Raw genomic sequence first — 12,593 nt, 5'->3', positions numbered from 1 at the left:
AATTTATTACAAATTCATTCAGGGAGCTGTTGATGTCGGGCGTTAGAGCACAACAGAAACAAAAAACACGACAAGCATTAATTGAAGCTGCTTTTAATCAGCTTAGTGCTGATCATAGCTTTTCAAATTTGAGCTTGCGTGAAGTAGCGCGCGAAGCCGGTATTGCGCCCACCTCTTTTTACCGTCACTTTAAAGATATGAACGAGCTAGGTTTAACCATGGTTGATGAAGCGGGTTTAACGCTGCGTCAGCTGATGCGTCAAGCTCGTAGGCGAATAGCCAGTGGCGGCAGTGTAATAAATACGTCTGTGGTTACTTTTATGGAGTTTATTGATAACTCTAGTAATCAATTTAGATTATTGCTGCGTGAACGCTCAGGTACCTCAAAAGCATTTAGAGCGGCAGTAGCACGTGAAGTGAAACACTTTATTTTAGAGCTTGCTCATTATTTAGAAAGTGAAACGCCCTGTGATGCGATTCATGCGTATATTCAGGCAGAGGCTATGGTTACGTTGGTATTTAATGCTGGCGCCGAAGCGCTAGATATTGAAGGTCAGCAACGCGATGAATTAATTGAGCGAGTTATTTGGCAGTTACGCTATATTACTCGTGGTGCGTCAAATTACGTACGCGCAGAAAAGAAAGAGTAAATATTAAAAAAAGTTAAAATAAGCACTGTACTTTACGGTGCTTGTTAATTTAAACGCCACGCCCTCCAAGGTTGAATTCTTTATCTCTTTTTTATCTATTTATTGAATTTAAAATCCCTTAAAAGTCTTGTGTAATTATTTTTATGGCATTTTTATGCTTGCACCTACTGCGCTGCAATGATAAAAATAAGCCTCATTGGACACACACACAAGAAAACAAATGCAAACTAATCGTTTAATTACACTAAAACTAAACCTCTTACTGCTGTGGCAAGTGAGCGGGGATTAGTGTGTTTGCATTGAGCTAAACAACAAAACCCCGCAATTGCGGGGTTTTTTTTATCTCGCTGCAGGGATAAATCGAAATTTGGGTAACACAGGAATGAGAGGCAGTTATGCAAGAGCAAGATAAAGTATGGATTTTTGATACCACCTTACGTGATGGCGAACAGGCACTTAAAGCAAGCCTGACTGAAGATGATAAAATTCAACTAGCGCATACCATTAGCCGCTTAAATGTGGATGTCATGGAAGTGGGCTTTCCGGTTTCGAGCCCCGCTGACTTTCGCTCAGTGCAGCGAATTGCCACTGAAGTAAAAGGCCCTATTATTTGTGGCTTAGCACGCTCGGTTGCCAAAGATATTGAAGCCTGTGGCGAGGCGCTTCGCAGTGCACAGCAAAGCCGTATTCATACTTTTATTGCAACCAGCCCTTTACACCTTGAGCATAAACTACGTATGAGCTTAGATGATGCAACCGCGATGGCGGTTAAATCAATCAAGCTTGCCCGTAATTACACTGATGATGTGGAATTTTCATGTGAAGACGCAGGACGTACACCACATTGGGATTTATGCAAAATAGTTGAGCAAGCTATTAATGCCGGTGCATCCACGATTAACTTGCCAGATACCGTCGGTTTTGTAACGCCAGATGAATACGCAGCAATGATCCGTCATTTAATGAACAACGTGCCAAATATTGATAAAGCCCGTTTAAGTGTGCATTGCCATAACGACTTAGGCTTAGCCGTTGCTAACTCTGTTGCTGCCGTTCAAGCCGGTGCGCGCCAAATCGAATGCACCATTAATGGTATAGGGGAGCGCGCGGGTAATTGTTCACTTGAAGAAGTGGCGATGATCATGAAAATGCGCAAAGACCATTTAAACGTATATACCGATATAAAAAGCGAAGAAATTTACCGCGCCTCTCGCCAAGTAGCCAAAATTTGTAATATGCCGGTACAGCCAAATAAAGCGATTGTTGGCGAAAATGCGTTTGCCCACAGTTCAGGTATTCACCAAGATGGTGTATTAAAAGCGCAAAATACCTATGAAATTATGTCACCTGAAAGTGTGGGTGTGCCAAGTAATCAATTAAATATGACCTCGCGTTCAGGGCGTCATGTTATAGAGCATCGCTTAGAAGAGTTAGGTTATCAAAAATCTGATTACGACATGGATAGCTTATACCAAAGTTTCGTTGCGTTAGCTGACCAAAAAGGCACAGTATATGACTACGACCTAGAAGCAATGATTTACTTTAATCAAATCAGTGACAAAGATGAAAAATATCAATTAGAGTTTGTTCACTCTACGTCGAACTCTCAATCGGTAGCCAGCTCAACGATAGGTTTGTTGATTGATGGCGAAGCAAAACAAGAAGCGGCCACAGGTAACGGCCCGGTAGAAGCCTCATTTGCAGCCATTGAGCGCTTAACTGGTATGAGCGTTGAAATGATTGAATACAATTTAGAGGCCACCGGCCAAGGTGCAAGCTCATTAGGACAAGTGAATATTATTGCTAAATATGATGGCCGTCCTTATCACGGTGCCGGTATTGCGGCCGATGTGGTCGAAGCCTCAGTACGCGCTATGGTTCGGGTTTATAACTTAATTTATCGAGCACAAAAAGTGTCTGATTTAAAACAACAAAGGAAAGCAGGATGAGTAAAACACATTACAGCGTTGCCGTATTAGCGGGCGACGGTATTGGCCCAGAAGTTATGGCAGCTGCAGAGCAAGTGCTTGATGCAGTAAGTGATAAGTTTGGCTTTACTCTGAACCGTGAACACCATGCTATTGGTGGCGCTGCCATTGATGAATTTGGCAAAGCACTTCCTGATACGACCTTAAAAGCGTGTGAAAACGCCGATGCTATTTTATTTGGCTCCGTGGGTGGCCCTAAGTGGGAACATTTACCACCGAATGACCAACCGGAGCGCGCGTCATTGTTACCACTGCGCAAGCACTTTGGTTTGTTTTGTAACTTACGCCCTGCTCAGTTGTTACCCGCATTAAGCGCTGCATCACCACTACGTGCTGATATTAGCGAAAAAGGGTTTGATATTTTATGTGTGCGCGAGCTAACGGGTGGTATTTATTTTGGTGAGAAAGGCCGCAGTGGCGAAGGGGCAGAAGAAACTGCATTTGATACGCAAACTTATTCACGTAAAGAGATAGAGCGCATTGCACGTTTTGCTTTTGAGGCCGCTAAGTTGCGCAGCAATCATGTGACCTCGGTTGATAAAGCCAATGTTTTAGCATCAAGCGTTTTATGGCGCGAAGTGGTAACCGAAGTGAGTAAAGACTTTCCAGAAGTGAGCTTAGATTACATTTATGTAGATAACGCAGCGATGCAACTGGTTAAGCAACCTAGCCAGTTTGATGTATTACTTTGCGATAATTTATTTGGTGATATTTTATCGGACGAGTGCGCCATGATCACCGGTTCGATGGGGTTATTACCGTCGGCAAGTTTGAATCAATCAGGCTTTGGCTTGTATGAACCCGCGGGTGGTTCAGCGCCTGATATCGCCGGGAAAGGGGTGGCAAACCCAATCGCACAAATTTTAAGTGCCGCATTAATGCTACGTTACTCATTAGGCCAAGACGAAGCGGCTCGTACGATTGAAAAAGCAGTCGCAGAGGCGGTTGAAGCCGGTGTGGGAACGCCAGATATTTATCCGCAGGGCGGCTATACCACCACCGATGTAGCAGCGGCCATCGTTTCACGCATTTAATTATTAAAGCCACAGCACCGTCAGGCTGTGGCTCAATCAGATCAGGGAGTTAGCAAGTGGCCCAAACCTTATACAATAAAATTTGGCAAGCACATACCGTTGCCAGTATTAATGAGCAAACCGATTTACTTTATATTGACCGTCATTTAGTACACGAAGTGACGTCACCACAAGCATTTGCAGGCTTACGTGAAAAAAATCGTAAAGTGCGTTGTCCAGAAAAAACCATTGCCACCATGGATCATAATGTTTCAACTAAAAGTCGTTCACTGGATGCAGCCAGCGAAGTCTCTAAAAATCAATTAATGGCACTGGATGCAAACTGTAAAGAATTTGGCATTTTGCTGTACGACTTAAATTCAGTAAACCAAGGCATAGTGCATGTTATTGGCCCTGAGCAGGGGATTACTTTACCAGGTACCACTATAGTCTGCGGCGATAGTCATACTTCAACGCATGGTGCGTTTGGTGCCTTGGCACATGGTATTGGTACCTCAGAGGTTGAGCATGTATTAGCTACGCAAACGCTACAGCAAAAAAAGGCGAAGTCGTTAAAAATTCAAATTAACGGTGTATTACGCCCTACAGTAACAGCTAAAGATTTAATTATGGCGGTTATTGGTAAGCTAGGCACTGCTGGTGGCACTGGCTATGTGGCGGAATTTTGTGGTGAAGGCATAGAAGCTCTATCAATGGAAGCCCGTATGACATTGTGTAACATGAGCATTGAAATGGGTGCCAAGGCAGGTTTAATTGCCCCAGATAAAATCACTTACGAGTACTTAAAAGGGCGCCCGTTTGCACCTAAAGGTGCTGATTTTGATGCCGCTGTTGCCTACTGGGAAACTTTAAAAACGGATGATGGTGCTCATTTTGATTTAGAAGTAGAGTTAGATGCAGGCAGTATTCAACCGCAAGTTACTTGGGGGACTAATCCAGAGCAAGTGATTGGCGTTGATGAATGTATTCCAGATCCAGATAAAGAAACCGATTTAATTAAAGCCGATGCAATTCGCAGTGCGCTTAAATACATGGGCTTAAAAGCGGGCGATAAACTATCAAGCGCCAAAGTAGACACGGTATTTATTGGCTCATGCACCAACAGCCGCATTGAAGATTTACGCGCTGCAGCAAAAATTGTTGAAGGTAAACAGGTTTTAGCTGGTATTGAAGCGCTGATTGTTCCAGGCTCAGGCTTAGTTAAGCAGCAAGCTGAAGATGAAGGCTTAGCCGATATTTTTAAAGCTGCAGGGTTTGAGTGGCGCGAGCCGGGTTGTTCGATGTGTTTAGCTATGAACGATGACCGTTTAGGAGCTGGTAAACGCTGTGCTTCCACCTCGAATCGTAATTTTGAAGGTCGCCAAGGGCGCGGCGGGCGTACACACTTAGTGAGCCCTGCAATGGCGGCAGCAGCTGCAATACATGGTCACTTTGTTGATATTAGAGGAGAAGCTTAATGAGCATCTATTTTAGCGGCTTAATGGCCCCACTTGATAAAAACAACGTCGATACCGACCAAATTATTCCTAAGCAGTTTTTAACTTCAACCAGCCGTGATGGTTTTGATGCAGCACTGTTTTACGATTGGCGTTATTTAGATAATGGCGAGCCAAACCCTGAATTTATTTTAAATCGTCCTTGTTACCAAGGTGCGCAAATATTATTAACCCGCGATAATTTTGGCTGTGGCTCATCACGCGAGCACGCACCATGGGCATTAAAGCAATATGGGTTTGAAGTGATTTTAGCTGAAAGCTTTGCTGATATTTTCTTTAATAACTGTGGTAACAATCAAATGCTTGCTATTACATTGCCAGCGCAAACGCTGGAAGAGTTATTTGTGTTAAGTGAGCAGCACGACGATATTCACATTGATGTGGATCTTGAAAACCAGTTACTTACCAGCAATAAGTTTGCGCCAATTCGCTTTGATATTCGCAAAGACGTGAAAGAGCGTTTATTAAGTGGCTTAGACTTTATTGGTGTAACCGAAACCCTCAATCCGCAAATTGATGCGTTTGAAAAGCAGTTAGCCGCAGAGAGACCGTGGCAGTAACCTTTTACATATGAAACTGGAGCGCAACTTAGGTTGCGCTTTTTTAATCGCTTATATTAAAAAACCACGCAATAAGCTTGCTAATGTAATCATTGCCATTAGTAATAAATTGAGAGTTTTAAATTTCTGGTAGCGGACTACCTTTGGGTCGTTGATAGTCGAAAAAAAACCATCTTTAAATGACTCAGCAAGATTGGCATAGGGTGTCCCATCTAATGAATTTTGTGATAATTTTTTCCATTGTTCTGGGTGCTGCTCAGCAAGGTGTTGATATATGTGCAGAGTGTAGCGATTTTGAATAATTAATAGTAATACGATGATTATTAAGCCGATATATTTTTCCATTTAAATATGTGCTCCGCGCTAAAACTGGCTTTACGTTTATACCAATCCGCAATAATACTCAATCATTTTGCGGGGCTAAACGTGTCGCTATCTGTGTTAAAAAATTCTAATTTCGAACAACTAAATAGCGAATTTTTTGCCTAGCTATCACCCCGTTTTTCCTGCCTCAAAATAGACCGCTTAATTAAGCGAATTGGTATTAGTTATTTCCCCTTTATCAAACAACAATATTTAATTTCTTATCTTCTTTCAAGCGATATTTTTTTACTAATTAATTAAAGTAAAACCCTATTGTTCTGTTAATTTTTATTGCTGTTCATCGTGATTATTTTCTTTGTGTTTGCTTAAACGCTAAGCTGATTTTTTACATGTTTAGGGACACATTATGAAATTATTAACAGCTGCAGCGTTTATGCTGGCATCCACTGCTGCATTAGCACGTCCAGCGCCTTTGGTATCAATTCCAAGTCATGATAGCTTTTTCAATAGTATTGCTGCTCACTGCGGTAAAGCTTTCGAGGGTAAAGTAACGGTTGATAATGCAACAGGGCCGAGTTCATTTGCCGATAAAAAGTTAATTATGCATGTGCGTAAGTGTAATGACCGTGAGTTACAGGTGCCGTTTCATGTCGGTGATGATGCTTCACGTACGTGGATCATTACTAAAACAGGTAGTGGTTTGAGCCTAAAGCACGATCATCGCCATAAAGATGGCAGCGATGATGTGTCTACTATGTATGGCGGTCATACTGTGGATGCGGGTTTTGCTAATATGCAGTCATTCCCTGCAGATCAGTATTCAAAAGAGTTATTTGTTAGCCAAGGCATACCGCAATCGGTAGGCAATACATGGCAAATGTATATTTACCCTGAACAGTTCACTTATCGACTTATTCGCCAAGGTCGCGAATTCCGTGTTGATTTTGATTTAACTAAACCTATCACACCACCGGCTGCGCCGTGGGGATATGGCGTTAACTAACTTAGTTCAGGTTAACTACAGTAAAACCACAGGCTATTTTAATACTCAGTGGTTTTACTGAAAATAACGAGGTGTTATTTTTTTGAGGTTTTTTCTGCAGGCATTTCACACTGCACAAATACACTGAGCGGTGGCTGATAAGCACGCGGTTTAGTTGGAAAGCGTTGGTACTCCTGCACGCCCTCAGTCACTTTTAACATAAAAGGATTATCGTGACATAAACGATTTGCGTGGCGCAACAAAAACACACTTTGGTTTCTAAAATGTGGGTAGTCGTCAGACTGTATTTCTAGGTGGTAATTGTTAGTGTCTATTTGAGTTTGCTTATAATGCACCTTTTCATCAAAATCATAAAGTCGCTGCATTTCACTTTGCTCTGCCGACACACTCAAACACCCCGTTAATAAACACCAGCTAATAATTCCATGTATGTAATGATTGGCTTTTATACTCATAAACCTTTAACTCCATCTTGATTTTGGGTAGTGTGATCAGCATATCTATTAAACCCGTTATGATATAAGTCTAACACCCAAAAAGGGGAAATGTGATGTTCAAGCAAATTAAACAGCTTTTTTCGAGTATTGATCAGCAAGATTATGATATTGAACAACATGATTTAAAAACAGCGGTTGCCGCATTATTAATTGAGGTAATGCGAGCGGATAACGATTTACAGGCTGATGAGCAACATACGCTAAGTCTAACATTAAAAAAATATTTTGATTTAACGGATGAAGCAGTAGATGAGTTAACCGAGCAAGCAAGTGCAAGCTTAGATGACGCCATTGATTATTTTCAATTTTCTAAGCAAATTAACAATCAATGTAGTGCACAGCAACGCATTGATATAGTTGAATTACTTTGGCGTTTAGCGTACTCCGATGGAGAACTTGATCCACAAGAAGAATACGTTATTCGTCGTGTTGCTAATTTATTGTATGTTACCCATGAAGACTTTATTGCTGCAAAGCTTGCAGCAACAAAGTTATAGTGGCTGCTTATTTAAGCTTACTTGCTACGCTAACTAACTGCTGTGCAAGACCAGCCACTTTTTCAGCGGTAGCGGGGTCGCTAATTCGACCGTTGTCATCTAATAAAGTATGAATAGCCGGTACTGCCAGTTGGTTCGCTAATACTAAGCTGCCAATGCCTGATAATATATCACGCACATGATTTAAGCCCCGTAAACCGCCCAACCCACCTGGTGAGGCTGCATATAACGCGGTTACTTTATTTGCAAATGCAGGCTCTGCGCCTTGTTCGGTGCGCGATGCCCAATCAATAGCATTTTTTAACACGGCGGTAATAGAGCCATTATATTCTGGGCTGGCCAGCAAAATGCCATCGGCTGCGCGAAGTTTGTCTTTAAGTTGTTGTACACCGGCTGGTGTGCCTTGTGCCTCGAGATCTTCATCAAACATAGGAATGGCTAAGTCTGCGAGTTTAATCACTTCTACTTCAGCGCCACTTTCTAAAGCAAAGCGTGCCGCTTCGTTAATGAGTTTTTGATGAAAGCTATCTTTACGTAAGCTACCTGCTAGGGCAATAATTTTTGGTGTTGTCATGAGCTGCTCCTGATAATGAGTTTGTATAATGTGACTTTAACAAATAATCACTTGCAGAAAAGCCAAATAAACGCAAAACTTGTGTGCGTATATGCACAGATTAAAGAGTAGTTATCATGGCAATTCAATTTAATGATTGGCAAGACCTGAAGGTTGCTTACGAGGTAGCGCGCTTAGGTACTTTAACTGCCGCTGCCGAAGTGTTAGATGTTCACCATAGTACGGTGCTCAGGCGAATAAATAACTTAGAAAAAAGCTTAAATGCGCGACTATTTCATCGCCATGCTCGCGGCTACAAAGTCACAGAAATTGGCGCTAAGTTATTTACCACAGCACAAGCGATTAATGGTGAACTAGAGCGCCTACATAATGACATTATTGCTGCAGATAGCACCTTGCAAGGTAGCTTGTTACTCACCACAGTTAGTGGCTTTATTGATGTATTAAGTGAGGTGTGTGAGCAGTTTCAAACCTTGCATCCGCAAGTGCAATTACAAGTGATTATGGATCAAAAACGCTTACGTTTAGATCATGGCCAAGCACATATCGCAGTAAGAGCTGGACCCAGACCGGATGAGGGTGATTATATTGCTCAGCATTTAGCGGCGCTCTCGTCAGGATTTTATGCATCAAAGCATTACATTAGCCGTTATGGGTTGCCACAAACATTAGCGCAACTATCGCTGCATAGCTTTGTGTCAGGTGTAGCAGGGTATAATGCCAAAGTGCCTTACTTTGCATGGGTTGATGAAAATATTCCCCCGTCGCAAGTTAAGCTAAGAGTGTCAGAAACCTCAGAAGCGACCCGCGCCATAGTAAAAGGACTCGGTATTGGCGGATTACAGCATGATGTTGCAGCGCAATACTCTGATTTAGTCCCTGTACTGCCTAATGAACTGAGTTGGCCAACCGATTTGTGGCTGGTTACGCATCATTTAGTGCATCGAACGGCAAAAGTTCAAGCGTTTAGTCAGCTATTAAAAAATTATTTTAGGCAGCGAAAGTTAAGTTAAAAAGGCTACAACGATTTTTTTATTGAAACACCTAAGCGCTTGGCTAGCCGCGTTAAGTTAGCGCGGTCGACCTGTAAACTACGCGCTGTGCTTGCCCAGTTATAATTATGTTGTTTAAGTTGCTGTATTATAAGTTGCTGAGTATAGGTATCTGTGGCTTGCTTTAACGAAATGTTGTTTGCTAAAGGTGGGATTACAAGCTGGTTTGAGTGTTCAAGAGCTAAGGTGTTAACAGCGCTTAAATTTAGCTCACAATGCGCAGGTTCAATAGTAATAATTGGTTGCTGCCACTGATGTTGTTTAGCCTTTAATGCAGCCCGATTAATCACATGCTCAAGCTCCCTCACATTGCCTGGCCAGTCATATTTTTTAAGCAGCAGTTGCGTTTCAATACTGAGTTTTAGCTGTTTAATAGCGAGCTTGCGGGCTGTTTTTTCTGCAAAATAACCAGCTAATAAAATAACATCTTCATCACGGGCTTTCAATGGAGCGACTGTGAGTGGATAAACACTTAATCGATGGTACAAATCGGCGCGAAACCGTCCTTGTGTTACTTCGTGTTTTAGGTCGCGATTGGTTGCTGCAATCACTCTAACATCGACATATTTAAGTTCATCTTCGCCAACGGTTTGTACTTCGCCACTTTGCAGTACGCGTAATAATTTACTTTGCATAGCCAGAGGCAGCTCGCCGATTTCATCTAAAAATAAGGTGCCGCCATCGGCTAACTGAAATTTACCTTGGCGAGCATTTTGCGCACCCGTAAAAGCGCCTTTTGCATGGCCAAAAAATTCACTTTCTGCGAGGTTTTCAGGCAGTGATGCACAATTTAAATGAATTAATGGCTGATCTTTACGTGCGGAGTGTAAGTGAATATTACGTGCCACCAACTCTTTGCCGACCCCAGTATCACCTAAAATAAGGACACTAAAGTTTGATGCCGCAACCAGTTTTATCTCATTTTTAAGCGTTTGTATTGCAGAGCTTTGGCCAATAATTTCACCACCATCACGTTTGAGCGCCTCACGGTTTAACGCTTGTACTAATTCACTAGAGTGCTGCGCATGTTGTTTGTAATGGGCAAGCTCTAGGGCTGTTTTAAAGTGCGCACTGCACAAGGTTTGTAAGGTGTTGAGTGTATCAGTGGTGATACCGTCAAACGCATTGGCGTTAAGGCTATCAAAGGTCAGAATGCCAAGTAGTGCGTTTTTATCATAAAGGGGTAACCCTAAGCAGGCATGCACTGGAATATCACCGGTTTTAGCCAGTAGTAGCCCGTCGTATGGATCAGGTAGTGGACAGTCATGTGCAAATTGCAGAGCCAAACGACTACTGCAGATGGCTTTAAGGCGAGGATGCTCCGCAATATCAAAACGTCGTCCTAGGCTATCGGGCATAAGGCCTTTAATGGCTAAGGGTTTTAATTGCTCACCTTGGCGAATCAATAATGCACTGGCATCGCTGGGAATAACACGTTCAACCGTGGCTAAAAGTTGCTCAAAACTGTGAGCATGTAACGTACTTTGCGCAAGTTCTAATGCAACTTGCGTCAGGTTGAATTGTTGGTTCATGTCAAAATGACCTGTTAGTGTATTTTTACAGGTTTTATAGTAGGTCATAAAGACTCATCTTGTAAAGCGAGTTAATTTAACTTATTGAATATTATAGGTTTAATTAGTTGGCACGCTCTGTGTAATGCTAAATGCAAGCAGTTAGTTATTACATAGGAAATAAACATGTTATCCGATAAAACCATACAAATAGTTAAAAGCACGGTGCCATTGCTTGCAGAGGCAGGTACGGTCGTAACCGATCATTTTTACAAGCGCATGTTTAGTCATAATCCCGAACTTAAACATATTTTTAATATGACTAATCAAGAAACGGGTCGTCAGCAATTTGCATTATTTAATGCATTGGCTGCGTACGCGCAAAATCTTGATAATTTAGCCGTGTTAAAAGAGGCGCTAGCGCGAATTAATCATAAGCATACCAGCTTAAATATTTTACCTGAGCATTATCCTATTGTGGGCGCACATTTAATCGGTACGTTAAAAGAGCTTATTCCTGAGCAGTTTACTGCCGATGTTGAATATGCGTGGCGCGAAGCCTACGGTGTACTTGCTGATATTTGTATTACCGAAGAAGCGGCATTGTATGCGCACAGTAAAAACAACCATGGTGGCTGGGCAGGCACGCGCCAGTTTGAAATTACTGATAAACATATTGAATCTGAATTCGTAACTAGTTTTACGCTAACACCTGTGGATGGTAAAGCAGTTATTACCTACAAGCCAGGACAGTACATTGGCATTAAAGTTAAGCCTGAGGGCGCAGAATATGAAGAGATCCGCCAGTATTCTATTTCGCAAAAGAGCAATGCTAAAAACTATCGTATTAGCGTTAAAAAAGAGTGCCAACCAAAGCCTGGCGTGGTGTCTAATTATTTACACTCACTAGAGCAAGGCGCACGAGTAGAGTTATACCCGCCAGCGGGAGACTTCATTTTAAAAAATGAGGCAACTCCAGTGGTACTTATTTCAGCAGGCGTTGGCCAAACCCCGATGATGGCGATGCTTCAAACGCTACTTAGTGGTGATAAAAATCAAGCGATTAGTTATTTGCACGCATGTGAAAACAGCCGCGAATTTTCATTTAAAGGGTATTTAGCGCAGCAAACGGCAATGCATCCACAGCTAAAAACATTTACTTGGTTTAATCAAGGTGGCGAGGAGTGTGATTTCACTGGGTTAATGGATTTAACGGTGCTTGAGACATCATTACCTATTAGCGAAGGGGCATTTTATTTGTGTGGACCAGCATCATTTATGGCTTACGTAAAAGGCCAGCTACTTGATTTAGGTGTGCAAAGCTCAAACATTCACTACGAAATATTTGGACCACACCAAGCGTTATAGGTTAATTAAAAGCGTGTGTTACACGCTTTTAATTTAAAC

The 12,593-nt window shown here is 42.1% G+C and carries 13 protein-coding genes; 9 read left to right on the top strand and 4 right to left on the bottom strand.

The features are described 5' to 3' along the window. Positions 1–32 precede the first annotated feature (32 nt). The 5 genes from fabR (at position 33) to leuD (ending at position 5,728) form a co-directional block, all read left to right on the top strand. Positions 33–650 carry an HTH-type transcriptional repressor FabR gene (fabR, locus tag PTET_RS14975; protein WP_013466159.1) on the top strand — a complete coding sequence of 206 codons (618 nt, stop codon included), beginning with the start codon at positions 33–35 and terminating at the stop codon, positions 648–650. Between the two features lie 395 nt (positions 651–1,045). After that, positions 1,046–2,599 (top strand): 2-isopropylmalate synthase, encoded by a 1,554-nt coding sequence (leuA, locus tag PTET_RS14970; protein ID WP_013466157.1) that lies wholly within the window; start codon positions 1,046–1,048, stop codon positions 2,597–2,599. Further along, the gene (gene leuB / locus PTET_RS14965; protein ID WP_013466156.1) at positions 2,596–3,672 is read left to right on the top strand and encodes a 3-isopropylmalate dehydrogenase; all 1,077 of its coding nucleotides are present in this window, start codon (positions 2,596–2,598) and stop codon (positions 3,670–3,672) included. The genes leuA and leuB overlap by 4 nt, the downstream gene beginning before the upstream one ends. A 56-nt stretch (positions 3,673–3,728) precedes the next feature. Continuing rightward, positions 3,729–5,129: a 3-isopropylmalate dehydratase large subunit gene (gene leuC, locus PTET_RS14960; protein ID WP_008465616.1), complete on the top strand. Its 1,401-nt coding sequence runs from the start codon at positions 3,729–3,731 to the stop codon at positions 5,127–5,129. Next, a complete protein-coding gene (gene leuD / locus PTET_RS14955) occupies positions 5,129–5,728 on the top strand; it encodes a 3-isopropylmalate dehydratase small subunit (RefSeq protein ID WP_028834822.1) in 600 nt (199 codons plus the stop codon). The genes leuC and leuD overlap by 1 nt, the downstream gene beginning before the upstream one ends. A gap of 51 nt (positions 5,729–5,779) precedes the next feature. On the opposite strand, the gene PTET_RS14950 is transcribed toward leuD, so the two are convergent. Continuing rightward, positions 5,780–6,073 (bottom strand): hypothetical protein, encoded by a 294-nt coding sequence (locus PTET_RS14950; RefSeq protein WP_013466154.1) that lies wholly within the window; start codon positions 6,071–6,073, stop codon positions 5,780–5,782. Between the two features lie 385 nt (positions 6,074–6,458). Between PTET_RS14950 and PTET_RS14945 the strand changes: the two genes are divergently transcribed. Beyond that, on the top strand, positions 6,459–7,055 hold the full coding sequence (locus PTET_RS14945) for a hypothetical protein (protein ID WP_028834823.1): 597 nt from the start codon (positions 6,459–6,461) through the stop codon (positions 7,053–7,055). A gap of 74 nt (positions 7,056–7,129) precedes the next feature. Here the strand turns inward: PTET_RS14945 and PTET_RS14940 are convergent, their stop codons facing one another. After that, positions 7,130–7,510, bottom strand: coding sequence for a hypothetical protein (locus PTET_RS14940; RefSeq protein ID WP_013466152.1), 381 nt, complete (start codon positions 7,508–7,510; stop codon positions 7,130–7,132). A 95-nt stretch (positions 7,511–7,605) separates the two neighbouring features. On the opposite strand from PTET_RS14940, the gene PTET_RS14935 reads away from it, so the two are divergent. Further along, positions 7,606–8,049: a tellurite resistance TerB family protein gene (locus PTET_RS14935; protein WP_013466151.1), complete on the top strand. Its 444-nt coding sequence runs from the start codon at positions 7,606–7,608 to the stop codon at positions 8,047–8,049. Between the two features lie 7 nt (positions 8,050–8,056). Here PTET_RS14935 and PTET_RS14930 read toward each other — a convergent pair whose 3' ends face one another. Beyond that, positions 8,057–8,623, bottom strand: coding sequence for an NADPH-dependent FMN reductase (locus PTET_RS14930; RefSeq protein WP_013466150.1), 567 nt, complete (start codon positions 8,621–8,623; stop codon positions 8,057–8,059). A gap of 116 nt (positions 8,624–8,739) precedes the next feature. Between PTET_RS14930 and PTET_RS14925 the strand changes: the two genes are divergently transcribed. After that, positions 8,740–9,636, top strand: a complete 897-nt coding sequence (locus tag PTET_RS14925; RefSeq protein WP_013466149.1) for a LysR family transcriptional regulator — start codon at positions 8,740–8,742, stop codon at positions 9,634–9,636. Between the two features lie 5 nt (positions 9,637–9,641). Here the strand turns inward: PTET_RS14925 and norR are convergent, their stop codons facing one another. Next, a complete protein-coding gene (gene norR / locus PTET_RS14920; protein ID WP_024602172.1) occupies positions 9,642–11,207 on the bottom strand; it encodes a nitric oxide reductase transcriptional regulator NorR in 1,566 nt (521 codons plus the stop codon). A 165-nt stretch (positions 11,208–11,372) separates the two neighbouring features. On the opposite strand from norR, the gene hmpA reads away from it, so the two are divergent. Further along, positions 11,373–12,554: an NO-inducible flavohemoprotein gene (hmpA, locus tag PTET_RS14915; protein WP_024602173.1), complete on the top strand. Its 1,182-nt coding sequence runs from the start codon at positions 11,373–11,375 to the stop codon at positions 12,552–12,554. The last annotated feature ends 39 nt before the right edge of the window (positions 12,555–12,593 follow it).

The organism is Pseudoalteromonas tetraodonis, assembly GCF_002310835.1.
GTDB lineage: Bacteria > Pseudomonadota > Gammaproteobacteria > Enterobacterales > Alteromonadaceae > Pseudoalteromonas > Pseudoalteromonas tetraodonis.
The sequence above is the reverse complement of the archived record's forward strand: the minus strand, read 5'-3'. Positions and strand labels throughout refer to the sequence as shown.

What these genes read in the sequence shown, in the direction of transcription:
- norR (WP_024602172.1), bottom strand. Translation starts at nt 11,207, where the DNA reads ATGAACCAACAATTCAACCTGACGCAAGTTGCATTAGAACTTGCGCAA.
- hmpA (WP_024602173.1), top strand. Translation starts at nt 11,373, where the DNA reads ATGTTATCCGATAAAACCATACAAATAGTTAAAAGCACGGTGCCATTG.
- PTET_RS14925 (WP_013466149.1), top strand. Translation starts at nt 8,740, where the DNA reads ATGGCAATTCAATTTAATGATTGGCAAGACCTGAAGGTTGCTTACGAG.
- PTET_RS14945 (WP_028834823.1), top strand. Translation starts at nt 6,459, where the DNA reads ATGAAATTATTAACAGCTGCAGCGTTTATGCTGGCATCCACTGCTGCA.
- PTET_RS14950 (WP_013466154.1), bottom strand. Translation starts at nt 6,073, where the DNA reads ATGGAAAAATATATCGGCTTAATAATCATCGTATTACTATTAATTATT.
- PTET_RS14940 (WP_013466152.1), bottom strand. Translation starts at nt 7,510, where the DNA reads ATGAGTATAAAAGCCAATCATTACATACATGGAATTATTAGCTGGTGT.
- leuA (WP_013466157.1), top strand. Translation starts at nt 1,046, where the DNA reads ATGCAAGAGCAAGATAAAGTATGGATTTTTGATACCACCTTACGTGAT.
- fabR (WP_013466159.1), top strand. Translation starts at nt 33, where the DNA reads ATGTCGGGCGTTAGAGCACAACAGAAACAAAAAACACGACAAGCATTA.
- PTET_RS14935 (WP_013466151.1), top strand. Translation starts at nt 7,606, where the DNA reads ATGTTCAAGCAAATTAAACAGCTTTTTTCGAGTATTGATCAGCAAGAT.
- leuD (WP_028834822.1), top strand. Translation starts at nt 5,129, where the DNA reads ATGAGCATCTATTTTAGCGGCTTAATGGCCCCACTTGATAAAAACAAC.
- leuB (WP_013466156.1), top strand. Translation starts at nt 2,596, where the DNA reads ATGAGTAAAACACATTACAGCGTTGCCGTATTAGCGGGCGACGGTATT.
- PTET_RS14930 (WP_013466150.1), bottom strand. Translation starts at nt 8,623, where the DNA reads ATGACAACACCAAAAATTATTGCCCTAGCAGGTAGCTTACGTAAAGAT.